Annotated in this window: 22 protein-coding genes; 18 read left to right on the top strand and 4 right to left on the bottom strand. The window is 49.0% G+C overall.

Translation table 11 applies throughout. From position 1 onward, the window contains the following. The first annotated feature begins 13 nt into the window (after positions 1-13). From HPY31_RS15870 to HPY31_RS15810, 13 genes are all read left to right on the top strand, one after another. The gene (locus tag HPY31_RS15870) at positions 14-841 is read left to right on the top strand and encodes a CDP-alcohol phosphatidyltransferase family protein (RefSeq protein ID WP_172141496.1); all 828 of its coding nucleotides are present in this window, start codon (positions 14-16) and stop codon (positions 839-841) included. Beyond that, entirely contained in the window at positions 786-1,502 is a 717-nt protein-coding gene (locus HPY31_RS15865; RefSeq protein ID WP_172141495.1) for a phosphocholine cytidylyltransferase family protein, read from the top strand. Before HPY31_RS15870 ends, HPY31_RS15865 begins: the two co-directional genes overlap by 56 nt. Further along, on the top strand, positions 1,503-2,705 hold the full coding sequence (locus HPY31_RS15860) for an O-antigen ligase family protein (protein WP_172141494.1): 1,203 nt from the start codon (positions 1,503-1,505) through the stop codon (positions 2,703-2,705). Beyond that, positions 2,665-3,900 (top strand): glycosyltransferase family 4 protein, encoded by a 1,236-nt coding sequence (locus tag HPY31_RS15855; protein ID WP_371811719.1) that lies wholly within the window; start codon positions 2,665-2,667, stop codon positions 3,898-3,900. Before HPY31_RS15860 ends, HPY31_RS15855 begins: the two co-directional genes overlap by 41 nt. Further along, positions 3,867-4,877, top strand: coding sequence for a polysaccharide deacetylase family protein (locus HPY31_RS15850; protein WP_172141492.1), 1,011 nt, complete (start codon positions 3,867-3,869; stop codon positions 4,875-4,877). The genes HPY31_RS15855 and HPY31_RS15850 overlap by 34 nt, the downstream gene beginning before the upstream one ends. Then, a complete protein-coding gene (locus tag HPY31_RS15845) occupies positions 4,861-5,508 on the top strand; it encodes a sugar transferase (RefSeq protein WP_172141491.1) in 648 nt (215 codons plus the stop codon). The genes HPY31_RS15850 and HPY31_RS15845 overlap by 17 nt, the downstream gene beginning before the upstream one ends. Then, a complete protein-coding gene (locus HPY31_RS15840; RefSeq protein ID WP_172141490.1) occupies positions 5,477-6,505 on the top strand; it encodes a GNAT family N-acetyltransferase in 1,029 nt (342 codons plus the stop codon). Before HPY31_RS15845 ends, HPY31_RS15840 begins: the two co-directional genes overlap by 32 nt. Next, positions 6,505-7,677, top strand: a complete 1,173-nt coding sequence (locus tag HPY31_RS15835) for a DegT/DnrJ/EryC1/StrS family aminotransferase (protein ID WP_172141489.1) — start codon at positions 6,505-6,507, stop codon at positions 7,675-7,677. The genes HPY31_RS15840 and HPY31_RS15835 overlap by 1 nt, the downstream gene beginning before the upstream one ends. Further along, positions 7,670-8,941, top strand: a complete 1,272-nt coding sequence (locus HPY31_RS15830; protein WP_172141488.1) for a type III PLP-dependent enzyme domain-containing protein — start codon at positions 7,670-7,672, stop codon at positions 8,939-8,941. The genes HPY31_RS15835 and HPY31_RS15830 overlap by 8 nt, the downstream gene beginning before the upstream one ends. Beyond that, on the top strand, positions 8,942-9,901 hold the full coding sequence (locus HPY31_RS15825; RefSeq protein WP_172141487.1) for an ATP-grasp domain-containing protein: 960 nt from the start codon (positions 8,942-8,944) through the stop codon (positions 9,899-9,901). Between the two features lie 327 nt (positions 9,902-10,228). Next, positions 10,229-11,086 (top strand): putative RNA methyltransferase, encoded by an 858-nt coding sequence (locus tag HPY31_RS15820; protein ID WP_253901822.1) that lies wholly within the window; start codon positions 10,229-10,231, stop codon positions 11,084-11,086. Continuing rightward, the gene (locus HPY31_RS15815; RefSeq protein ID WP_253901821.1) at positions 11,073-11,972 is read left to right on the top strand and encodes a sigma-70 family RNA polymerase sigma factor; all 900 of its coding nucleotides are present in this window, start codon (positions 11,073-11,075) and stop codon (positions 11,970-11,972) included. Before HPY31_RS15820 ends, HPY31_RS15815 begins: the two co-directional genes overlap by 14 nt. Positions 11,973-12,050: 78 nt before the next feature. Further along, entirely contained in the window at positions 12,051-12,464 is a 414-nt protein-coding gene (locus tag HPY31_RS15810) for a VOC family protein (protein WP_172141486.1), read from the top strand. Positions 12,465-12,754: 290 nt separating this feature from the next. On the opposite strand, the gene HPY31_RS15805 is transcribed toward HPY31_RS15810, so the two are convergent. From HPY31_RS15805 to HPY31_RS15795, 4 genes are all read right to left on the bottom strand, one after another. Further along, the gene (locus tag HPY31_RS15805; RefSeq protein WP_172141485.1) at positions 12,755-15,001 is read right to left on the bottom strand and encodes a M56 family metallopeptidase; all 2,247 of its coding nucleotides are present in this window, start codon (positions 14,999-15,001) and stop codon (positions 12,755-12,757) included. Positions 15,002-15,046: 45 nt separating this feature from the next. After that, positions 15,047-15,430 (bottom strand): BlaI/MecI/CopY family transcriptional regulator, encoded by a 384-nt coding sequence (locus HPY31_RS15800; RefSeq protein WP_483297064.1) that lies wholly within the window; start codon positions 15,428-15,430, stop codon positions 15,047-15,049. Then, positions 15,403-15,468 carry a hypothetical protein gene (locus HPY31_RS29300; RefSeq protein WP_474199203.1) on the bottom strand — a complete coding sequence of 22 codons (66 nt, stop codon included), beginning with the start codon at positions 15,466-15,468 and terminating at the stop codon, positions 15,403-15,405. The genes HPY31_RS15800 and HPY31_RS29300 overlap by 28 nt, the downstream gene beginning before the upstream one ends. Before the next feature lie 166 nt (positions 15,469-15,634). Further along, positions 15,635-16,855 (bottom strand): hypothetical protein, encoded by a 1,221-nt coding sequence (locus tag HPY31_RS15795; RefSeq protein WP_172141483.1) that lies wholly within the window; start codon positions 16,853-16,855, stop codon positions 15,635-15,637. A gap of 739 nt (positions 16,856-17,594) precedes the next feature. Between HPY31_RS15795 and dpaL the strand changes: the two genes are divergently transcribed. The 5 genes from dpaL to HPY31_RS15770 all read left to right on the top strand — a co-directional run bounded on the left by dpaL (position 17,595) and on the right by HPY31_RS15770 (position 24,102). After that, positions 17,595-18,830 carry a diaminopropionate ammonia-lyase gene (gene dpaL / locus HPY31_RS15790; protein ID WP_172141482.1) on the top strand — a complete coding sequence of 412 codons (1,236 nt, stop codon included), beginning with the start codon at positions 17,595-17,597 and terminating at the stop codon, positions 18,828-18,830. 4 nt (positions 18,831-18,834) lie between these two features. Next, positions 18,835-19,995, top strand: a complete 1,161-nt coding sequence (locus HPY31_RS15785) for an ArgE/DapE family deacylase (RefSeq protein ID WP_172141481.1) — start codon at positions 18,835-18,837, stop codon at positions 19,993-19,995. A gap of 74 nt (positions 19,996-20,069) precedes the next feature. Then, positions 20,070-21,851 (top strand): sigma-54-dependent Fis family transcriptional regulator, encoded by a 1,782-nt coding sequence (locus HPY31_RS15780; RefSeq protein ID WP_172141480.1) that lies wholly within the window; start codon positions 20,070-20,072, stop codon positions 21,849-21,851. 98 nt (positions 21,852-21,949) lie between these two features. Further along, positions 21,950-22,507: a signal peptidase I gene (gene lepB / locus HPY31_RS15775; RefSeq protein ID WP_172141479.1), complete on the top strand. Its 558-nt coding sequence runs from the start codon at positions 21,950-21,952 to the stop codon at positions 22,505-22,507. Between the two features lie 98 nt (positions 22,508-22,605). Continuing rightward, entirely contained in the window at positions 22,606-24,102 is a 1,497-nt protein-coding gene (locus tag HPY31_RS15770) for a helix-turn-helix domain-containing protein (RefSeq protein WP_172141478.1), read from the top strand. Positions 24,103-24,181: the final 79 nt, after the last annotated feature.

Below are 24,181 nucleotides of genomic sequence, written 5' to 3'. Positions count from 1 at the left end.
AAGGTGGCTTACCGTGAAGGATGAGCTGTATCCGTCTATGTTTTGGGATAGTGAAGAGACACGCCATTGCCGTGTGCAGGTGCAGAAGCCGTGGAGCAGGGAAGAATTTTGGTCGTACTACTTCATTCGTCGCATCTCCATCTATGTGAGCTTATTGCTGACCCGAAAAACACAAATATCACCCAACGCGATTACAATGGGAGGGATTGTCGCCGGACTCCTTAGCGCTGCGGCATTTATGTACGGAACGGCGGTATCCTTTCTGCTCGGCTGCTTCTTCTGTCAGTTGTGCTACTTGGCGGATTGCGTCGACGGGGAAGTAGCCCGCATGCGCAACCAGAAGAGCAAGGGTGGAGAATGGCTGGACATCGGGCTCAACTATGCACTCTACCTAGTGTCATTCGGTGTGATTTACGGAATCACGGATCATCACGCGATGTTGGATCCGTGGCTACTCTATTTGATTTTGCTCTCGATTTTTGCCGAGATTTTGGCGACCAATGGTTCCGATCTCGTCTTTAGCCAAGGGAAAATCTCTCACGAAACAGTCTCTATGAGAAAGCGCAGCAAATGGATCGATGCTTTTGTCTTCCTTTTTCTTACCCAAACGGGCTATCAGTTAGGCGTGTTCGTTACCGCGTTTCTGTGGGCAATCAGTGGGCAGATGCGATTTTTGCTCCTATGGACCTTCTACCACCTGTTCGTCGGACTGGCCAGATCGATGTACAAGCTGAAGCTGAACATCAAATACGTCATGCCATCTCTGAAAGAAGGAGGGGAGTCGGATGAAGGCACTGCTCATGGCGGCAGGTCTCGGGTCACGAATCAACGAGCAAATTGACGGTATTCCCAAGTGTACAGTGGATATCGGGAACCAAACGCTCATTGAAAACACGATAACGGAGCTAAGGCGCAACGGAATTGAAGAGATCGCGATGGTGGTGGGCTATCAAGCCAACGTGATTTTCAAACTGCTCAGAGATGAACCTATTCGTTTTTATCACAATCCTTTTTATGATCGGACGAATAGCATCGTGTCCCTCTGGTTCGCCCGCGATTTTTTGCAAGGGAGCGATTGCTTGCTGTTGAACGCCGACGTTTATTTTGAATCAAAGGTGCTGGAGGTCGTGGTGCAAGAGACCACATGTCCCGTCATGCTTGCTGATCCAGTCCGTCGCTATGAGGGAGATTATAAATTTGGTTATGAAAACGGACTGCTGCTTCGCCACGGAAAGGGGCTCTCTCTGGAAGAGACAACTGGCGAATACGTTGGAATTGCCAAACTTCAAGAGAGCTTTCTGCCGATATTTTTGCGTCGATTACAAAGGTTAATTCAGGAGAAGCAGTATGATTTATGGTGGGAAAATGTCCTCTATTCTTTTTTGGGCGAAAAGAATGTGTATGTCGCACAAATACCACCGGGATTGTTTTGGGCAGAGGTTGACACGTGGGAGGATTATCGGCGAATCCTGCAATTCACTAATCATCTGGCACACAGGTAAATGATGATCAAGGAAAAGCTCTCCCCGGACAAGATCCTTCTATTGCTTTATGTGGTGCTTAAGCCCTTCTACGTCTTCCCAAGTGGCAATCCGCAAATCGCCGATTTTCTTATGCTGATTTTGATCGCCTACAGCTTCTTGTTTCGCCTGGGGCGGGTCAATCGCAGACTCGGATTGTTTCTCTTCCTTACCCTTCTGTTTTTGTACGACATCATGATGGTGAATGGCATATGGGCGATTGCACTGGGCGGAGAAATGGATGTATTCAGCTCGACCAAGTGGTACATGTACAACGGAGCCGTAATGCTTGCCCTGATTATTTTGTTCAGGCGCAACCCACAAGAGTACGTCAAATGGATCTTCCTGGCTACATCCACTTCCTTGCTCGTTCAGGCATTCCTTCTCGTGTCAGGTCTGTCACCGGATAGCGGAGAGTTCAGGCAATCGTTGTTCTTTAACAATCCGAACCAGCTCGGCTATTTTGGGCTCTTGTGCATGGGAATATGCCTGCTGTGTGCTCGCTTTGTGTCTGTGAAGACCATTCCTCTCTTTATTTCGATCGGCACGGCGTTTAGCATCATTGCAGCCTCCCTGTCGAAAGCAGCGATCATTAGTGCCGTAGGGATGTACCTCGTTTTTTTGCTCCTCTCCATCAAAGAACGTACGGGCTTGTTTTGGATAAATCTGCTTTGCGTGCTCGTTTCGTCCTTCACTGTCTTCTTCATCTATTTGTACACCAACGAAAACGTGCTGAGCGATGCATCTATTTACACGCAGATCGAAGAACGAATGGTAACCCTCGGCGAAGATTCGGATGACAATTTGGCAGCGCGGGGTTATGACCGGATTGCCAACCATCCGCAGTACATTTTGTTCGGAGCGGGGGAAGGGATGTACGAGCGATTTAACAGTAGCATTTCGTTGGAACTCCATTCTACCTTAGCCAATCTGTTCTTTTCCTACGGCGTAATAGGCACGGTGTTGTTTATTCTCATGATTTATGGGGCGGTCCGTGGGCATCGATTGGTTGCTTGGTATCCGCTTGTCTTCCAAGTTTTGTACGGACTCACGCATAACGGAATTCGCGAAACGTTTTTCTGGATCATGCTCGCGCTGTATTTCGTGACAGCCGAAATCAATACGCGTCAGACCAAAAATGGCGGTGATCTGCTTGAAAAAAATCTTGCAAGTATGCGCAATTGACCGCTCTGTAGAAAGCTTGCTGTTTCCCCTGATTGAAAAGCTGATGGATGAAGGCTACAAGGTGCATACCGCGTGTTCGGATACAGGACGCTTTGATGTGCTAACAGCAAAGGGATTGACGCTTCGAAGTATCCCCATTAAGCGAAAGATCGACCCGATTTCCAATTTGGGCACAATTGGAGCCTTGTATCGGCTGATGAAACGGGAGAAGTATGATGTCGTGCATGTCCATACGCCGATTGCTGCCGTTCTCGGGCGCGTGGCAGCAAGGCTGGCAGGAGTGCCGCATGTCATTTACACAGCGCATGGCTACTTCTTTCATGAGGGAATGAGCAAAAGTACGTATCAGATGTACTACACGCTGGAAAAATGGTTTGCCAGGCATATGACCGACTATCTTTTACTTCAGAGTCGAGAGGATTACGAGTTGAGCGTGCAGGATGGCTTCTCCTCCCAGACGGAGCGGATTCTGCACATTGGCAACGGTGTTGATCTCACAGAACGCTTTCACCCGCGACTCGTTGCGAGAGAAAAGGTCCAGTCTATCAAGTCCTCGCTGGGGCTGCGGGATGATCATGTGGTGATTACCTATGTGGGACGTATGGTCTCGGAAAAAGGGATTTTTGAGCTGTTGGAAGCCTTTCGCAAGCTGGCGGGCGAATTTCCGCGTCTGCGCCTCTTGTTGGTGGGGGACGTGTCTTCCAGTGAACGCGATCAGCGGGGGCAAAACTTCGTAGAGCTTTGCCGACAGCATCCGCAAATCATTTTGGCTGGGTTCCGCACAGACATCCCGGAGCTGATGGCCACAAGTGATATTTTTGTTCTTCCCTCTCATCGCGAGGGGCTGCCTCGATCCATCATTGAGGCGATGGCGATGGCAAAACCGATCGTCGCCACGAATATCCGTGGATGTCGGGAAGAAGTCAGGGATGGTGTGAACGGATTTTTAGTAGAACCAAAACAAGTAAGTCCTTTGTATGTAGCCTTAAAAAAGCTCGTAGTGGATTCGAGACTCAGAGAAGCATTCGGACAGAATAGCCGCAGCATCGCGCTTGAGCACTTCGATGAGCGGACAGTCCTTGCGAAGCAGGCGGCGTTATTTGCCCAACTGACTGGTCAGCTGCGAGAAGAAGAGCAGGAGAAAGGAGGCAGCGGAGAAGATTGGACAAGACGGGAGCATTCGTCATTTCCCTAGACTTTGAACTTTACTGGGGCGTCCGAGACAAGAGAACCATTCCATCCTATGAGCAAAATTTGTTAGGCGTTCGTCGAGTGATCCCCGCACTTTTGGAGCTGTTTGCCAAGTATGAAATGCACGTCACCTGGGCTACTGTCGGTTTTTTGTTTTGCGAGTCGCGCAAGGAGTTGGCAAGTGTCGTCCCACGGCATCTCCCGGCGTATTCCGATGAAAAGCTGTCACCCTATCCCTATATGGAGACAAATGTGATTGGAGAGCATGAGCAAGTCGATCCGTATCATTTTGCTCCTTCCTTAATCAAGCTGATATCCTCTTACCCGCATCAATTCATCGGAAGCCACACCCTTTCCCACTACTATTGTCTAGAGCCGGGACAGACTCCCGAAGCATTTGCTGCTGACCTTGATTCTTTTCATAGATTAACTCGCAAAAAAGGGTACGCCCCATCCAGCATCGTTTTTCCGCGAAATCAGGTGCAGTCCGCTTATTTATCTTTGTGCAAGAAAAAGGGATTCCGTTCCTATCGCGGCAACGAGCAGTCTTGGATGTACCACACAAGAGGGGCTGCCGAAGAGACATTGTTCAAAAGAGCCATGCGGCTGATGGATGCGTATGTGAATCTCTCCGGCCATAACAACTATGTTTCATTGCAGCGTAGTCCAGATGGAATGATCGATGTTCCATCCAGCCGGTTTTTGCGTCCTTATCATCCTCGACTACAGCGGTTGGAAAAATGGCGCATGAAAAGAATTAAATGCGACCTGACACACACGGCAGAGCACAATCGCTTGTACCATCTATGGTGGCATCCGGAGAACTTTGGGAGCCACATGGAAGAGAATCTCTCCTTTTTGGAGGAAATCCTCCAGCATTACTCCATGTTACGCGAGAGGTACGGCATGCAGAGCCTCAGTATGGAGGAAGCGGCAGAGAAGTGGAATCATCAGGAGGTGCGGCATGAAGTCTTTGTTTGATCGTTGCGTATCCTTCCTGATGCTCGTCATACTGTCCCCACTGATCTTGCTGGTGAGTCTGCTCATTCGCTGGAAGCTTGGGTCTCCGGTTTTGTTTGTACAAGAGCGACCAGGTTTGCACGGAAAATCGTTTTTCATTTACAAATTTCGCACGATGACCAATGAGCGTGATGAGAGTGGGGTGCTTCTCTCTGATGAGCAGAGATTGGGTTCATTCGGAACGCTTTTGCGAAAGTATAGCTTGGATGAACTGCCGCAATTATGGAATGTGCTCCGTGGTGAAATGAGTCTCGTAGGGCCGAGACCGCTGCTGATGGAGTACCTGCCGCTGTACACGCCCCGGCAGTTGAAGCGACACGATGTAAAGCCGGGGATTACAGGCTGGGCGCAGGTCAATGGGAGAAATGCAATTGACTGGGAGCAAAAGTTCGAGCTGGACGTCTGGTATGTAGAAAATAGCAGCTTTTTTCTGGATATGCGGATTATCGGTCTGACGATCAAGCGTGTTTTTCAATCGACAGGCATAAATCAGCAGGGCAGCGTCACGGTAGAAGACTTCAGAGGGAGTGAAAACACAGAGCGCGCTGGGAGGGGAGCATGTGAGCCTGATCGTACTGTCGGAGCAGGATGATTGGACCGAATATTTGCGACGGTTTTTAAAGTTAGACGTGTCCTACACGAAAGAATTTGTGCAGCTATACGCCAAAATGGAGCAGGGCACGCCAGAAGCTGTTTTTTTCAAGAGTGGGGAGAACGAGGTTTTCTATCCCTATTTGGTCAGACGTCTGGATGGGTGGATTCCCGGCTATGCCGATTTGGTTTCGATTGGATACGGAGGGCCATTTGTCGTGGGAGGACAGACGGCTGCCCGATTGTTCCAGGAGCAATTCCACGTCTACTGTCGGTACAAAAACTATCTGACAGAAACAGTTCGCTTTCATCCATTGCTGGGGAATGCGGAGCTGTTCGCGGATCAAATGCGACTGGATCTGGTGAGGATGGTAACGGCGGTCGATTTGCGCCCCTCCCTTGCCTTCATACGCGCCAACTATACACAAAACGTCGGAAGAAATATGAGGAAGGCCGCGGCAAACGACGTCCGGGTTACATTGAGCGGAACCGATCGGTTGCATTCTTTTATCCAGCTGCATCGGGAGACGATGGACCGTAACCATGCCGCGGCGCACTACTACTATGCTCCTGAATTTTTTGGGGGACTCATGAAAAAAACAGCGCTGTGCAAGCCGCGGCTTCTGCTCGCCATGCATGAGGATCGCCCCGTGGCGGGAGTGCTTTTGCTCAGTGGGAATCAATTCGCCCATTATCAGCTGGGGGCATCCCATACGGAAGACATGGCGCTTGGGGTCAACCACCTCCTCTTCGACGCCATGATCCAGCAGGCAAAGCAGGATGGGGCACAGCTACTTCTCCTTGGAGGAGGAAATCTGGATGGAGATGGCTTGTTCCGTTTCAAGTCCTCGTTTGCAAACGGCAATCATTTTCCATACTGGATGGGCAAAAAAGTTCACGATGAGGAAGTGTATCTGGCTTTGTGCCAAAAACTACAGGTCGATCAGGCTGGCGAGCAAGATTTTTTTCCTGCCTATCGCATTGGGGGGACGTCGTAATGAGTGCGCAGCAGCGGATTTTTTTATCACCGCCACATATGGGGGAGGATGAACGGGAGCTGGTGGCAGACGCCTTTGCCTCCAATTGGATTGCACCATTGGGGGAACACGTCGATGCTTTTGAGCGAGAGATTGCCCAGTATGTGGGCGTAAAAGCTGCGCTGGCTGTGTCCTCTGGTACGGCTGCTATCCATCTCGGGCTTCGGCTAGCGGACGTCGCTCCGGGTGATACGGTGTTTTGCTCCAGTCTCACCTTCGTCGCCAGTGCCAATCCGATTTTGTACCAGGGAGCGACTCCTGTATTCATTGATTCCGAGGCAGGGTCTTGGAATATGTCTCCGCTGGCATTAGAGCGTGCCCTGCGAGAAGCGGCAGCAGCGGACAAGTTGCCTAAGGCAGTCGTCATCGTCAATTTATATGGACAGAGCGCTGATATGGGGCCGTTGATGGCGCTTTGTGAGCAGTATGGGGTTCGTGTGGTGGAAGATGCAGCCGAATCGTTAGGGGCTGTATACAAAGGGAGAATGAGCGGCGCCTTTGGCCATGTTGGGACCTTTTCATTTAATGGCAATAAAATCATGACGACTTCAGGTGGGGGAATGCTCGTCTCCGATGACGTTGAGGCGATTGAAAAGGCTCGCTTCTGGTCGACGCAAGCGAAGGAGCCAGCCAAGCATTACCAGCATGAAGAGCTGGGCTACAACTATCGGTTGAGCAACGTACTGGCTGCAATTGGCCGAGGGCAACTGCGCGTTTTGGAGGAGCGAATCGAGGCAAGGCGAGGGATTTTCAAGCGTTATGAACAAGCCCTCGGGCAATTGCCAGGTATTTCGTTCATGCCCGAGCCGGCGACAGGGCGAGCCACACGATGGCTGACGGTGATGACACTGAATCCAGCAGACACAACCCTCTCTGCTGCACAACTGATCGATGAACTGGGCAAACAAAATATAGAAGCCCGCCCCGTGTGGAAGCCGATGCATCTTCAACCGTTGTTTGAACAGTGCCAATACTATCCACACCAACCTGATGAGAGTCTATCAGATCGGCTATTTGCGCAAGGGGTTTGCTTGCCGTCTGGTTCCAGCTTAACCGCCGAACAGCAGGAGCGAGTCATCGGTGTGATCACGAGCTGCCTCCTGAATCAGAAACAGGGGGTGCGCCATGTATAGTTATGAGCAGCTAGAAAAATGGCGTAGTCTCTGCTCGTCTTCTTTTTACGTATTGGACACAGAGAAGCTCTCTGACAACTATCGTCGCTTCCAACGGGCGTTTACTCGGCGCTATGAGCATGTAATCGTCGCGTATTCGTATAAGACGAATTACTTGCCGTTTTTGTGCCAAAAGCTGCATCAGTTAGGGGCGCATGCGGAAGTCGTCTCTCGATTGGAGTACGAATTGGCACGGAAGCTCGGCGTCGATCCTGCGTCCATCATATTTAACGGCCCGCTCAAAACGGAAGACGACATTCACTTTGCCTTGGAACAGGGGAGCCTGATCAATCTGGATTCTTTTTCGGAAATCCCGTGGGTGGTGGCCTGCGCCATGCAGTATCCTGAGCAGACGTTTCGGATTGGGCTGCGGATCAATGTGGATTTGGCCAGGGGTGGAGTGAGTCCTCTGCAAAATGGGTACGAGGTCAGCCGATTTGGTTTTTGCGTCGAAAACGGTAATTTGGAAAAAGCCCTGAGCCAATTGGCTGTCGCCCCGAATGTGCATGTAGTCGGATTGCATGGACACTTTTCCACCAATCGCAGTGTTGGCGTGTATCGCCAAATTACGCGCCATCTATGCCGTTTGGGGAAACAGCATTTGGGAGAGCGGCTTGCTTTTATCGATATAGGAGGCGGATTTTATGGCGAGCTCCCGACCTCATTTGGGATGACGGCTGCTCCAACCTTTGAGGAGTACGCCGAAGCGATTACATCAGTTGTGAAGGAGGAGCTGGCAGAGCTGGATCATGCACCACTGCTGATTCTCGAGCCGGGTATTTCCCTTGTGGCAGATGCCGTTGATTTCGTTTGCCGAGTCATCGATGTAAAAGAAAACAGAGGCGAGCGATTTGTTCTCGTGGATGGAAGCATTCACAATGTCAAGCCGACGATGCATTCTCACCTCTTGCCAGCTCGACTTGTGTGCAACCGCAAGCCAGTTCCCGAAGCAACCTATCATGTTGTCGGGTATACGTGCATGGAAAAAGATTATTTGCTTCAAGGCTACACGGGGCCTTTGCCTGATATCGGGGATTATTTTGTCTTCGGGCATGTGGGAGCTTATACGCTCGTCTTTAATCCACCATTTATTCGGGAGAGGCCGCCTGTTCTTGCCATCGATGGAAATGAAGCGTTCATGGTTAGGGGAAAAGAGACTCTTCAACAATTCATTCCCGAATCGGTTTATCGTTTTCACGTTGACAAGCAGGAGGTAGTGAACTGAATGAACGTACTTGTGACCAGTGTAGGCAGACGAGTTAAGCTGCTTCACTATTTTGCACGCGAATGGGGGGACACTGGCAAAATCATAGCAGTGGACTGCGATCCGACGGCCCCGGCCCTGTACGCTGCACATCATCACGAGCAGGTGCCGCGTATCGATGATCCTGGTTATCTCGATGCCCTGCTGCATATTTGCCAACGATATGAAATCAAGGCAATCCTCTCTTTAATAGATCCTGAGCTGACGTTGTTGGCAGCGCATGCTGATCGTTTCTACATGCAGGGCATCGAGGTGATCGTGTCCAGCCGGGATGTCATCCAGATGTGCTTGGATAAGAGGGCAACGTATGATTTTTTGTCCGCGCATCAGATTCCCGCTATTCCCACCTTTACCAAAATGTCCGAGGTACAAGCAGCGCTTTTTGCTGGGCAGATTACGTATCCATTGATCGTCAAGCCGCGGTATGGAAGTGCCAGTTTGGGCATCACACATGTGGAGAATGACCAAGAGTGGTCCGTGCTCATGGAAAAAATGGAGGATGTCGTCATTCAACCGTTCCTACAGGCAGAGGAGTACGGAGTGGATGGCTATGTGGATCTGATCTCGGGGGAGCTGGTGACACTTTTCACCCGCAAAAAACTGCGAATGCGGGCAGGGGAGACGGATCGCTCCCTCGCGGTAAAAGATCAGCGTCTGCTATCACTTGCGAAGGAACTCATCCGTGTCCTAGAGCCGCGTGGGCCCATTGACATCGATTGTTTTTTGGTCGGAGATCAGTACGTTGTGTCGGAGATCAATCCCCGTTTTGGTGGCGGATATCCGCATGCTCACGAAAGTGGAGTGAACATCGTTCGTGCGCTTCTTCAAAACATAAAGGGTCTGGTGAATGTGCCAAAAGTGGGGGAGTACAAGGAAGGAAGCATTCTGATGAAATACGATGAGGTCATGCTGTTGGAGTGAACGCAAAAGTATTTTTCAGGAACGGGGCATGGGGAGGAAGCAAAAACAAAACATAGACTGCGTACCTGCCCCCCTGAGACTTCCATTCCCGTAATGGAAGTGCCTGTCTATTGCTGAAATGTGCTACAATCGTACTTGGGCGTCTATCGCGATGCCTACTTTATCAAAAAGCAGGAGTGTTACACACCATGATCATCCAGTTCATTCGTTTACGGTAATGTGAGGTACAGATCAACGTAATCCCGCATTTTTGTGAAAATGCTTGGGGTTTATTTGACTGTGCCTTTTTTCATTCACCGAAATACGAATGAATGGGGTGCTTTTTTGATGTCTACAGCTATCTCCCAGCATGTGGGGATTTTTCGTTGTCCAATTTGCCAAGCAGCTATGCGCAATGTACCTGCAACCAGCTTGGTATGCAACAATCATCATTGCTTTGATTTATCCAAGCACGGCTACGTTCACTTGGCTACGCGAACCTACAAAACAAAGTATGACAAGCAATTGTTTTTGGCAAGAAGGGCGATCATGGAGCAAGGTTTTTTTGATCCCTTGTATGACGTGTTGAGCGAAGTCATCCTGCAAACGACAGAACCTGAGGAAAGCCAGATGTACATGCTGGATGCAGGATGCGGCGAAGGCTATCATTTGACGCAGGTTCGGCAGAGAGTGATGCAAGCAAGCGAAGTCCCAATGATCGGAGTGGGTGTCGATCTCGCTAAAGAGGGAGTGATGCTTGCGGCGAAGAATGATTCAGAAGTAGTTTGGTGCGTCGGTGATTTGACGAATGCACCGTTTGTGGATAGACAGTTTCCTTACATTCTCAATCTGTTATCTCCATCCAATTCGGATGAGTTTCATAGACTTCTGGCTGATGAAGGACGGATGATCAAAGTCATACCAGAGGCGAACTACTTGCGAGAGCTACGGGAAGTCTTGTATCAAGAGACACCCAAAACACAATATGAAAATCATCGTACGATCGACCACTTCAAAACCAGCTTCCAGCTAATCGGTAAGGAACGGGTTCAGTATCCGTTCCGACTGGATGAAAAGGGTCTAGCTTCCCTGCTCCAGATGACGCCGTTGGCATGGGGGGCGACACCTGAGCAGTTAGAACGTGTGTCAAACTTGGCAGGAATGGACATGACGATAGACTTGGTTGTGTTGATTGGCAGGAAATAAAACAGCGACTGTCCTGAGCGGGAAAATTCGTTCTGGACGGTCGCTTTCCTATTTTTACATGGTCTTTGTTGACAGCGTTCTTTCTTTTTTTGAAAATAAGTATGAATACTCGGAAAAATATCGGGGGGATCGTATGGGGGCTGATCAGGATAAGGCTTCTTTTTTGCGCGTAAAACCTTTTCTAGCGGATATCCAAAAGCATTGCTTGTCCCTTACAAAAAACGACTGGGATGCGGAGGATCTCCTCCAAGAAACATTGACCAAGGTGTATCGTTCCTTGCAGAAGGCCCCAGACAGAGAACTAACCAAGGCATTTTTGAGGCAAATTGCTACGAATGCTTGGATCGATCATTGCAGGAAGGGAAGGGCGAATGAGCATCCCACCCTTTTTGATGAAGCAATCTATTTGCACCAGTCCAGCGTATCCGATGCGTTTGTGCAAAGAGAGGTGTTCGAGCAACTGGCTGATCGTCTAAATGCCAGACAAATGGTGCTGATTCTCATGATGGACATTTTTTCATTTACGGCGCAGGAAACAGCCACATTGCTGCACACGACCGTAGGGGCAGTGAAGGAAGGAGTGAAGAGGGCACGTCAGCGCTTGTTCGTGTTGGCAGAGCAATCCAGACAGGATGAAAGCCCGTCCAACAAAAAGAAAATCGACAAAGCTGGACGTCGTGATTCGTCCGGATTTGTATCAAAAGAAGGGTTTGAGCAATTTTTGGCTGCTTTTCGTGCGGGGGATGCCTATGCGATTTGTCAAACGTACCTGCGTCTCGCCGAACAGGGCATGAGTGTGGAAAAGGTTTCGATAGCAGGCGATCGCCTTTTCTTTGCTGTTCGTGACCCGGATGGACATTTGCTGCATTTTTTTCAGAAATGGTAGAAGTGCCCGTTTCTTTTTGTTCTTTTCTTTCGTTTATCAGGGTGAAAGTACATATTTGAAATAAAGGAGCGTATACAAATGAGTATTCATGTGCGTAATTTTGCGGTTGTACAGCTGCCCGTCAAAAACTTGGAGGTATCCATAAAGTGGTATCGCGATGTGCTCGGCATTCCGTTTACCTTTGAATTTACACCTGGAGACAATGAAGCGTGGTTGAACGTAGGCGGAGTAGGTCTCGGGCTTATTCGTTGTCCAGAAGTTCCCCGTTTGGACTTTACCGATATGGCAGGAAAAGCCCAGCCAATCATCTCCTTGCAGGTAGACCAAATCCATGAGGTTTATGAGGAGCTGAAAAGTAAAGGAATCGAAGTAAGTGAAATGACATACAAACGAGGCGGAGGCTACAGCTTTCGATTTCGTGATCCAGATGGGCACTTGAACCACCTATGGGGTGGCTGGCCTTCTGCTGAGGATGAAGAGAGAAACGCATAGAGATACCCGATTCGATAAACCCACCTGTGAAAGTTATGCAGGTGGTTTTCTTATCAACGGTGCAGCCGCTCCGTTGTTTGGGCACGTTGCATTTCTTTTGCCCACAAATCACTGCGAAGCTGGGTTGGACTTCGAAAGTCGCTAGGACTGGAAATATTCTTCTCTGACGCGGCTAAGACCAGTCACCGAGGCTCTATGGTAAAAGCGACACACGCTCTTAAGCGTGCAAAAAAACGCGGAAGGGGCTGCTCATTGCTAACTCCTTTCGCGTTTTTGATTGACCCGTTTTACTACTTCAAATTCTTAAAGTCTACCGCTTTTTGGCTCATCAGGTAGGAAACAATCTCTTCCTCATTGGATACTTCGTCCGTAAACGTGACTTTGAAACAAACGTCATTTTCTCTCCAGAAATAGGAGATGAGAGTTGGATCCTCTGCTTTGCTCGACTCTCCGTAACGCTTGTATTTCTCCGTTTTGAACACTTCATTTCCAGCGATTTTTAGCATGTTTACCTTAACTTTGTACGCTTCGTCCATAGCGTAATAAAATGCTACATTCCCATTCTTTTTCATATCTTCGTATATTTTCGTGTCTTTGATTTGATCAAACGAGATTCTATTTTCCCCCTTCAATCTTTTGTTTTTCTCAGCAACATCGTAGTTAATCCCAAGGAACAGGGTCTTATAATCTTCCTCATTTGCCGGCATGCTGAAATTTATTTTTGAGCTTATATCTGCTGCTGTACCTTTGAACTGTCCCGGCAGCTCCAAAGGAAATTTAGGAGTAAACCCTATTGCTTTTGAGCCGTGCTGTACATCTTCCGTATCATATAAGCCCATGACGTAACCGTAATAGCCTATATAGCGTTCTTTCATCGCTTGATCCGGGTATTTCACATTCGAGATCATTTTCACAATGTTTTCTTGAGGATCGCTAGCGAAACTACTAAGGCTATACTGTATTCCATTCTCTTGCCATAGATAGTAAACGTAGTTAATGTCGTTATCTTCGCCAATAAAAGTCACTTTCATTACATCTAGCCCTTGGACATTCAAATTTTGCTTCTCTATTTTTTGTTCCCCATATCCCTTTGTTTGTTCATCCACGATTATTTTGTAAGCAGCCTCTAGTCCATTTAGTCCGCTACTTGCAGAAAAACGCACATCTTTTGATGAAGGACCTTTTTGGAGAAATTCAATATAAACGTGAGTTTCTTTATTGGTACGCAACTTTTTCTGATCGATATACATTCCTCTAAACTCATAGTCCATAGCAAGCACATCAGGAACTTTAAAGGCAAAACCAGTTGTCTGTATTCCTTTTGAAAAACGGTCGTAAGTTCGCTCATCCGAATCAAACAAAAGTCTAGCCTCTTGCTCTGTATTAGCCTGATCGGAAGTGACTGGCTTGACGGTACTCTCTACCTTCACTGCGGCATTCGTAAGGGTCACCGAACTCATCAAAGCTACGCACAAAACGGCAGCAACCGAGAGCTTGTAAGATCCTGCTTTAAAGCTTTTTATCATTTGAATTCTCCTTATCATTTGATTCTTGTTATTTGCTTCGGTAAAGGGGAGCAAGTGAAGCTGCTGGCGGTTGGTAGAAAAACGCTGCAAAAATTGAATAATCGTCATCCCGTAGGGCACAGACTCAGCCTCACCCAGAACGTTCAACACATAAGCGTCACACGCAAGCTCCCGGTCGGCCTTCATCTGTTTGACACACATCCAAATAAAAGGGTTCATCCAGTGAATGGCCAGAGCAAGTAGACCCAGTAGGTTCCACGCGATGTCTTTTCTTTTGTAGTGGGCAAGCTCGTGGGAGAAGACGTGGGTAAGCGCAGAGGCGTTCGATTCCTTACATATCTCTTCGGGAAAGTAAATCCATGGATGGATCAGCCCGGCGATATGTGGGCTTTTTCTATAGCTTCCTGAATAGATAGGGATTGGTTTTGTGATGCCAAATCTTTTTCGGCAATCATCCATGATGGAAATGACTTGTGGGTTGGTCACGATTTTGAGGCTGCTCATTCTGCTTCTGGTCCGCAACAGGTAAGCACACATAAATCCAAGCAGGGAAATACATCCGATTAGCCAGACGATGGCTGCTATTTTTACGCCAAGGGTGTGAGTGTCCTCGACAGGGTCTGGATCGATCTTGATTGGGTGGGATATGGAGGGATCCAGAAGTTTTTGATTTTCTGGCTGTTTTGTCTTATCATTTTGAGGTGAGTTTATTTGTTTGCTGTTTTGCTCTCTCTCTTTTTGTGACGCGTCATTCGCAATAGGGGAGTGGGGGGAAACAGCATTTTTTATGCTGTCTACACCTAGTTGCCAGATATTGAAGATGCTTACCGAACTGTTAGGGAGAAAAGGGAACAGAAGCCGTATTAACACAATCAGCCAAAGCGCGTGGTGAAGCCGGGCGCTTATTCGGTGATGAAAGATTTTCTTGATGGCTATCACCATGAAAGCGACGAGGCTAGCTCCAATAGTGGCATCAAAAACCCATAAAAAAATTTCACATAGCATATCCATGCCTTCTACCTCTTTACAGTAAGATCTGCTGCTTTGTCATTCTTCTCATCTGTCATCGCCTTTGCTGCCTATGTCTCTCTGCTTTTCATTCAGAATCTTTTGGAGATGCTCGATGTCCTTCTGGGACAGTTTGACGTCTTCTAAAAAATTGGTCATCATCATGTCTGCCGCCCCACTAAAGACTCTTTTCAAAAACGACTGGCTCTCTGCCCGGATGCATTCTTTTTCGGAAATCAATGGAAAATACTTATAGCCCCTTCCCGCTTTTTCAAAACCGATCACCTTTTTCTTTAAAAGTCTGTTGATGAAGGTACGAACGGTTTGATCGGTCCACTCGATTTCATCAGGTAAGAGGAGTGCGATATTTTCAGCGTTTATAGGGTTGTTCTTCCAAATGATTTTCATGATTTCCCACTCTGCTTCCGAAATTTTTGGGATATTGGGCATGTACTCACCTCCTCATTCATGTTTTGATTTACAGATGTAAATATAATCTGTTGGGTTAATATTACAAACGTAAATGGAGTGTGTCAAGAGGAATTTCCATTTTTAACCATGTCGCCGGATGTAGACCAGATAGTGATCACACGAGAGCAGCGAACGCAAAAAAGGCCATCCCGCAAAGGATGGCCTTTAGTAATCGCGTGCTGCGTCGAACCAGCTTTGAGCCATTTCCTCCGTAATAGGCTGGCCAATTTGGTGGTCAGACTGGCTTAGTTGCCATACAGCTTCACCCAGGTCTTCTCGTTCAGTGGTTTCGATACCTTTGATGGTGTTGAAGCGCACGGTGAAGGCGGTAATGGCTGCCTCGGCATCAGTAAGGCTGCGGGCTTGGGCCAAGGCCGCTTGTGCAACGTCATAGGCTTCATTAGCCAGCTTGGCCAGACGTTTCGGCCAGGACGAAAATGGGCGGCCAAACTCGGTCGTCCACCATTCGGGCTTCCGTAATTGGCTCACGGAAGCGTAGTCAGTCCACGGACGGGTCTTAGCTCGCGCTTTCATTTGCTGCCTCAGTCGCTTACCCGTAATCTCTTCCACGTTATAGGCGATAAATCTGTCAAGCAACGGCCACACATTTAATGGCGGTAAATCACCCAGATCAGGCATAAAGCGCAGCTCCAAATTCGTTAACTGGGCCTGACCAGCTAGCAACTCCAAATCGCAGAAATTTCCCCACAAACTCAGTGATGTAAGATTTTGAAATTTCTCTAGACACGCAAGCGAGATAGGCTGAGCAAGCGGTTCGTTTCGAAGCGTCAGGCTCGTGACCTGGTGTAGTGCGCCCAGATCGGGAAGCAAAAAGGGCTCATGATTCTTGCGGCGACTGGTGTGCGGCTTCAATGTCAGAGAGGATGGCATGTAGCCATCGACGGAGAAACGCGATAGATCACCAGCTACACTCAGACGGAAATATTCAGAGACCTGGCGTTTCGGGAGCTTCAGATGCAAACGGCTTTCAAACTGGTCCAGTTCGATATGCAAGCCGTGCAATTTGGATTGGCTGGCGTCGACGTCTATGTCTTTCAGCAGGATCGGAAACCATGCCATTTCTTCAATAGGGCGTTCTTTGGCCCACTCGAAGAAGCTCGTGTCGCTACCTGCGTAGTATAGAACTCGAGGCCAAGGCGAGCCAGCTGGCGTGGCGAAAGAATCGAATACGTGCCAATTGATGGGCGTATAAGGATCGACGTGTAGGTCTGTTTTATTACCCGCTTGTGACGGTCCAATGGAGAGGCTGCCTACGCCGGGCTTGAGAACAAGTGTGTGGCTGTGAGGGCCAGTCAGGTCGATAGGATAACGACCATCCTCTATGATAGAACCAGCAGGAGAACGAACTTGCTTATGAATTGGCATTTAACTCATCCTTCCTTCTTAACTCCTGACTTATCCACTATGTATCACTAATATCAATACCTTTGGGCTTACTAAAAATATAGCATAGAAAGTTTCAGTTGCTGCGGTGGAGAGAAGAATATTTCCAGTCTACGCTCCGGGCTACGTCCTGCTAGGAAGTGTAGACTGTCCGCTCCGCAGCGATTTGCGGGGAAATGCAAAAGTGGTAGCGGCTGCGTCGTTTGGGCACGTTGCATTTCTTTTGCCCGTAAATCACTGCGAAGCTGGGTTGGACTTCGAAAGTCGCTAAGACTGGAAATATTCTTCTCTGACGTTGCTGTTCAATGATTTTCAATCTTGAAAACCGAACAGCTCGCAAGGAAACAGGAGAAATAAGCGAAGATCTTTGGGGCACCCACCGAGGCGCAATGGAAAAGGCGAAACACGCCTTTAAGCGTCCACCTCTGAGAAGCATCCCTGAACCTCTACTTTGGACGCGGTTTCGCTTTTTCCATGGAGCCGTGCAGTCAATCCCCTTAGCTGGTGACCCAAGAAGCTGGAGCGTTTTCTCCTGTTTCCTCCCACCACAGCAGCTGGAATAACAAGTATCAAATCAAGACTCTGAGTATCAAATTGATACAACAAAATCTCATTTTGATACGATCATCACCAAAACAATAAGCCATCCACGGCCTCATACCGTTGGCACGATCCTTGCTCTATCAAATAGGATGAAACCAACCGAGGAGGTACACATCAAATGAATAAACGGAATCAACCACCCATCTACGTCGTAAAAAATAAGAGAAAAAATAGCAAGAGTGCTCGCATTCCTGCTTATTTAACCACAATAGAATCCCGTTTTGCCAAAGCCTTTCATCAATCCCTCGCAAACTACGAGCCAACTCCACTCGTTACATTGCCTGCGTTAGCACGTGAGCTGGGAGTAGGACAGATACTTGTAAAAGATGAGTCCAAACGATTCGGCCTCAATGCCTTCAAGGTTCTGGGAGCTTCTTACGCGATGGCGCGTTTCTTGTGCGAGAAACTAGGGAAATCGACAGCAGAGATGACCTTTGAAGCACTGTGCTCCCAAGAAGTGAAAGAGCGAATCGGAGAAGTCACTTTCGTCACGGCGACAGATGGCAATCACGGAAGGGCCGTTGCATGGGCTGCCAAGGCGCTCGGACAGCATGCCGTTGTATACTTGCCCAAAGGCTCCGCCCAACAACGGGTAGATGCGATACGCGAGGCCGGCGCACAAGCTCACGTCATCAATGGAAACTACGATGAAGCAGTGCGTCTCTCAGAACAAATGGCCAAGGAACATGGTTGGCAAGTGATTCAAGATACGGCATGGGAAGGCTACACCACAATTCCCACGTGGATCATGCAGGGCTATACGACGATGGCAGCAGAGGCGATGGAACAACTCTCAGCCACCACGGACGCCAAACAGCCGACGCATCTATTCTTGCAGGCAGGTGTCGGTTCCATGGCTGCCGCAGTCTTGGGACATTTCGTAGCGGCACAAGCAAACAAAAACCTAACAACCGTGATCGTCGAGCCGCATAGCGCCAATTGCATGGTCCTCTCAGCGGAAGAGAACGACGGACAACCCCATGCAGCTACAGGAGAGCTAGGAACCATCATGGCAGGTCTGGCATGTGGCGAGCCGAATCCGCTAGCATGGGAAATCTTGCAGGAGCATGCAGACTTCTTCGTCAGTTGTGCCGATTACGTGGCGGCAAACGGCATGCGTATACTTGCGGCACCGACTGGAGGCGACCCTTCTATTGTGAGCGGGGAAAGTGGTGCCGTCGGCGTAGGGCTACTCGCTGCCTTGATGAGCAAGCCAATGTATCATCAACAGCGTGAGCAGCTTGGCTTACATGAAAATTCCGTTGTTCTGTGCTTTAGTACGGAAGGGGACACGGATCAGGATATATACAAACGCATCATCTGGGAAGGCGCATGCCGGGAAGAGGGGAGATGACAAAATGAACGTGACGATCAATCGAGACGAACTGATTTCATTGGTGCAGAACTTAATCCGTATCGACTCCGTAAATCCATACCTCGATGAGGATGGGCCGGGCGAAAAGGAGATTGCTGCTTTTATTCGAGATCGTTTACAGTCGGCAGGGCTGGAGGTTCATGTCACGCCGATTAACGATACAGCGGTCAATGTCGTCGGGATTTTGCGTGGAACAGGCGGTGGCAAATCCTTGATGCTCAACGGACATATGGACACCGTAAGTGCCAAGCGTATGGATATTCCGCCGTTTGAGCCTACACTTGTAGACAACAAAATTTTCGGCAGAGGTAGTCAGGACATGAAGGGAAGTCTGGGGGCCATGATTGCCGCAGTAGAGGCGATCGCACAAGCAAAGGTTCCGTTGGCAGGAGATGTCATTTTGGCTTTTGTCGCTGACGAGGAATATAAAAGCATCGGCACGGAGGAGCTGGTAAAGGCGTACAAAGCAGATGCGGCGATATGCTGTGAGCCTTCCGATCTAGCGATTGGCGTCGTACACAGAGGTTTTGCCTGGGTCAAATGCGAGGTGCTGGGCAAGGCAGCTCACGGAAGTCGTCCAGCAGAAGGGATTGATGCAATCGTTCGGGCGGGCAGGGTCCTGCAAGAGCTGGAGCGTCTTTCAGACAGGCTGGCTCAAGGTCCAGTTCATCCGATACTCGGTGCGGCATCTGTTCATGCTTCACTCATTCAGGGTGGAACGGAGCTGTCGACCTACCCAGACTATTGCCGCATCGATTGGGAGAGAAGGACGCTACCAGGCGAGACAGAGGCAGACGTGGCCAATGAAATCGAAGCAGTACTAAAGAAGCTGCGCGCTGAAGATGAGACGTTTCAAGCAAGCGCCGAGCTGTCATTTTTGCGAGAGCCATTTGAGGTCGGGCTGGATGAACCCGTTTATTTAGCCCTTCAGGCAGCGTGTAAAAGCGTGATGGGTAAAACTCCCGAAGTATGCGGATTCTCGGGATGGACGGATGCAGCATTGTTGCAGGAAGCGGGAATCCCTACTGTTTTGTTTGGACCAGTGGGAGCCGGTTTGCATGCAGCAGTCGAATATGTAGAGGTGGATAGCTTGGTAGACATGAGTGCCATCTTGGTGGAGACGATTTGCGATTTTTGCCAGTAAAAACGGCATAGAGGGCTGGCTTCCCCTGTGATACGTTATAATGGAGGCAAGAGATTGACGGGAGGGGAAGCCAGATGCCCTTGCGAGATATACAAGAAAGTGTGCAACAGATTGCTTCGGCTGTTGCATCCGTTCTGCGCGTAGAGGTAGAGATTGCGGACAGTCAGTTTTTGCGGATCGCAGGGACGGGGAAGAATGAGGCTGGTGTTTTGCGGACGATGGCAGGAGAGGATCATATATACCGGGAGTCGTTGCTCGCCGGACATCCTGTTGTGATCATGAATCCGGGGCAGGATGAGCGGTGTCGCCCCTGTATGCATTATGGAAATTGTACGGAGACGGGAGAGATTTGCTGCCCGATACAATTAGACAATGAAAATATTGGAGTGATCGGCCTGCTCGCTTTCGATGAGGAGCAGCGTGAGCGGTTGTTTGCAGATGTGGATGCGATATTGACCTATTTGCAAAAAATGGCCGAGCTGATCGCCATTAAGCTAAAAGAGCACTACTTGTACGTCGAGCAGTTGCATACGGTAGAAAAGCTGCGTGTCGTCATGGATGAAATGGACAAAGCCGTCTTTCTCGTCGATCAAGACAATCGGATTATTCAGGCGAACCAGCGTGCCCGTCAATATTTGCAGCTCGATCATGACGACAGTCAAACGGCAGAATGGATTGATGCCATCCGCCTTGCAGATACCGCGCAGTCAGCGCCAAAGCAGGTCGTTTTGTCTGTCGGGCAGAAAGACAAGACATTTTTGTTTGCCATCAAGCCCATTCTACTGGCCGGAACGGTCAAAGAATGGGTGATTACGCTTGATGATGTGCAGGAAGTCGTGCAAATCGCAAGGCAGGTGAGTGGATATTCGGAGCCCGATCCTTTTCGGATGATTGGTGGTAACAGTCCTGCGATTGTACAGGCAAAGGAAGTGGCAAGACGTGTGGCGGACAGTGATTCGACTGTCCTGCTCCAAGGTGAAAGTGGAACGGGGAAGGAGCTCTTTGCCAAAGCTATTCATCAGGCAAGCCCGCGCCGAGACGAGCCGTTCCTTTCGATTAATTGCGCCGCAATCCCTGAGCATTTGATGGAAAGCGAGTTGTTCGGTTACGAGGAAGGCTCATTTACAGGAGCACGAAAAGGTGGAAAACCGGGTTTGTTTGAGGTCGCAGGGAAAGGCACGCTGTTCCTCGATGAAATCGGGGATATGTCTATGCATTTACAGAGCAAGCTGCTGCGTGTCTTGCAAGAAAAAGAACTGTACCGAATAGGAGGGAACGGCAAGCCCATACGCTTAGCGGCAAGGATCATTGCAGCGACCCATCTGGATTTGCAGAAGCGGGTAGACGCGGGGCTGTTTCGGCTGGACCTGTACTATCGGTTGCATGTGATTCCCATCCACCTGCCCTCGCTACGAGAACGAAGAGAGGATATCCTGCCTTTGGCAAACGATATCCTTTTGGCGCAAGCGAATCAGGTGGGGAAGAGGTTGCACGGCTTTTCCAAGGAGACGCAAGACATCCTGTTCCATCACGACTGGAGAGGAAACGTCCGAGAGCTGGAAAATGTCATCGAATATGCGGTCAATATGGAGACAACCTTTTGGGTTCAGCCTGCGAGCTTGCCCATTCGAAGGGGAATGCTACGTGAATCTTCCCCACATTCCGTAGAAGAAAGTCAGGGGCCATTTGACTGGCAAAAGCAAGGACTCCTGCTGAAAGAATTGGAACGAGCGGCAATCGATACCGCGATGCAACAAATTCGTGATAGAAACGGAAGAAAAGAAGAAGCAGCTGCGCTATTAGGCATAAGCCGGGCAACGTTGTTTCGGAAGCTGCGCGAGTACGGTATTACCTGATCCCACTTCTGGCCGATTTTTTGGGATTGAGCGGATAATGTGGTATGATGGTTTCGATACCGGAAGTAGAATGGTAAAAGGAAGGAGTGCCAAAAGAAATGAGAGAAGTATTAGGATGGATTCGATCGATAACCTTTGCTGTCGTTTTCGCTCTTGTCCTCGGAATTTTTGTATTCCAACCGTTCAAGGTTGATGGGCATTCCATGGACCCTACCTTACAAGACGAACAGCGTATATATGTGTCTAAACTATCACACACGTTTTCTTATTTGCCAGATTATGGCGATATTGTCGTGATCGACAGCCGGGTAGAACGAAACCGTACATTGATGGACGATATCATGGGGCATCCCTTGGTGTCGCTGGTCACAGGTCAAGCTGATGATCACACGATGTATGTCAAGCGTGTTATTGGAAGACCAGGCGACGTACTGGAGTTCAAAGACAACAAGGTGTATCGAAACGGTGAGGCAATGAACGAACCATATATCAAAGAAACGATGGAATATGTAGCAGACGGAAAGATTACGGTTCCAGCCGATCATATTTTTGTCATGGGAGATAACCGAAATCACAGCACAGATTCCCGCGATATTGGCTTTATCCCGCTGGATCATGTGATGGGAACCATGATCGAAAATCCTCTTAAGAAGTAAGAACGTGAAGGAGAAAAGGTTGTCCATTTATGGGCAACCTTTGTTTCATAGGAAAAGATGTCTCACTTTTCTGATCGCTCTAAAAAGGAGGCCAGCTTATGCCCAGCATTTTGATAGCGGATCGAGACCCGAACGAACGAATCGGGATCGGATGGCTCGTCAACAGCTATGCCATTCCGTATGACAAGGTGCATAGTGCCGGGACCATGGAAGACGTTTTTGAAATGATGGAAGCGCATACACCGGAAGTGCTCTGTATTGAACTGGACATGATCGGGCGCGGCCAGTGGGACCGACTGAAGCTTTTGGTGGATCAATATCGTCCGACTGTTGTGGTGACCACATCAGAGGCGACATTTGAGCGCGCGATGCAGGGGATTGGACTTTTTGCACGGGATCTATGGTTAAAGCCACAGACACCGGAATACATCAGGAGAATCCTGACGAGATGCTGCCAGGAGCGCTTGGATCGGAAGGGAGTGAACGAAGAGAAGGGAACAGGAGCGGACAATGACAGGGATGTCTCGTATCTTGACCTGTTTTTCCCCGGGCATGTACAAGCCAAGTCCTATTCGCTCATGCTGGCTCAATTGGAGGACCCGAAGCGGCATCCTGAGCTGCTGCGCTTTTTTGAAGAATATCCGTTTCGCGACAAACCCGATCTTTTGCCATTAGGGGAGAGCATTGTGGGGGTTTTTCCAATGGAGACAGCAGTCTCGCCTTCTACGCTCCATCAAATGGGCAAGCGTTTGCTGATGGACTGGGAAGCAAACAATGATGCGCCACTCTTTTTGGTCATGTATGACGCAAGTAACCATGAGCAGAGCTTGAACGAAAATTATGCGGAGGCGAGCCAAGCCCTGCAAGTGCGCTTTTTCAAAGGATATCGGCAAGTGACGGTTATGGACAATCCCGTAAATTGGACGATGATAGACCCATTTTTGACGCCCGCCGAACAGCGCACGTGGGTAGAAATGCTGGATGAAGGTAATCGGGAAGAGTTGAAGCAGTGGCTGTATACACACTTCTTTTACAAGGAAGAGCCTTATCCAGAGCCGGGATTGCTGCGTATTCGGCTGACGAGTATTTTGGCCCAAGTCAGACGGTACATGATATCACGAGGTCTTGACTCCGCACCATTGGAAGAAGAGTATCACCGGGCTTTCGAAACGATTCTGTACTCGCCGATCTTGTATCGGATCGTAGTGGAACTGCTACTGTTCATCAATCAGCTTCTTGATGCCGCTCACCATCCCATCGACGAATCTCGTGTGGATGTCGTGGAACAGGCGATTCGCTATATAGAAGGACGTTATACTGATCCGGCACTGCGCCTGGAGGAAGTTGCACGCTATATCGACCGGAGCCCTTCCTATTTCAGTACGCTACTCGCGCAAAAGCAAGGAAGCTCTTTTCGCCAGATTCTCACTTCGTTGCGGGTAAAAGAAGCGCGTCGATTGCTTCTCGAAACATCCTTGTCTGTCCAAGAGGTGGCAGAGCGATGTGGATTCATTAACGCGAATTATTTCAGTAAAATTTTTAAGGAAAAGACAGGGACAACCCCACGTTTGTTACGAAATCAGAAGAAAAGATAGAAATCGAAAGAAAAGACAGATTTTTTCGTCAAACCATGAATGCGGTTGCAAGTGAATCGAAATTAGAGGCACCAAATCG

Origin of the sequence: Brevibacillus sp. HB1.3 (assembly GCF_013186635.1) — a bacterium.
Taxonomy (GTDB): domain Bacteria; phylum Bacillota; class Bacilli; order Brevibacillales; family Brevibacillaceae; genus Brevibacillus; species Brevibacillus brevis_D.
Note: the sequence above shows the minus strand (reverse complement) of the source record. Positions and strands in the feature narration are given on the sequence as shown.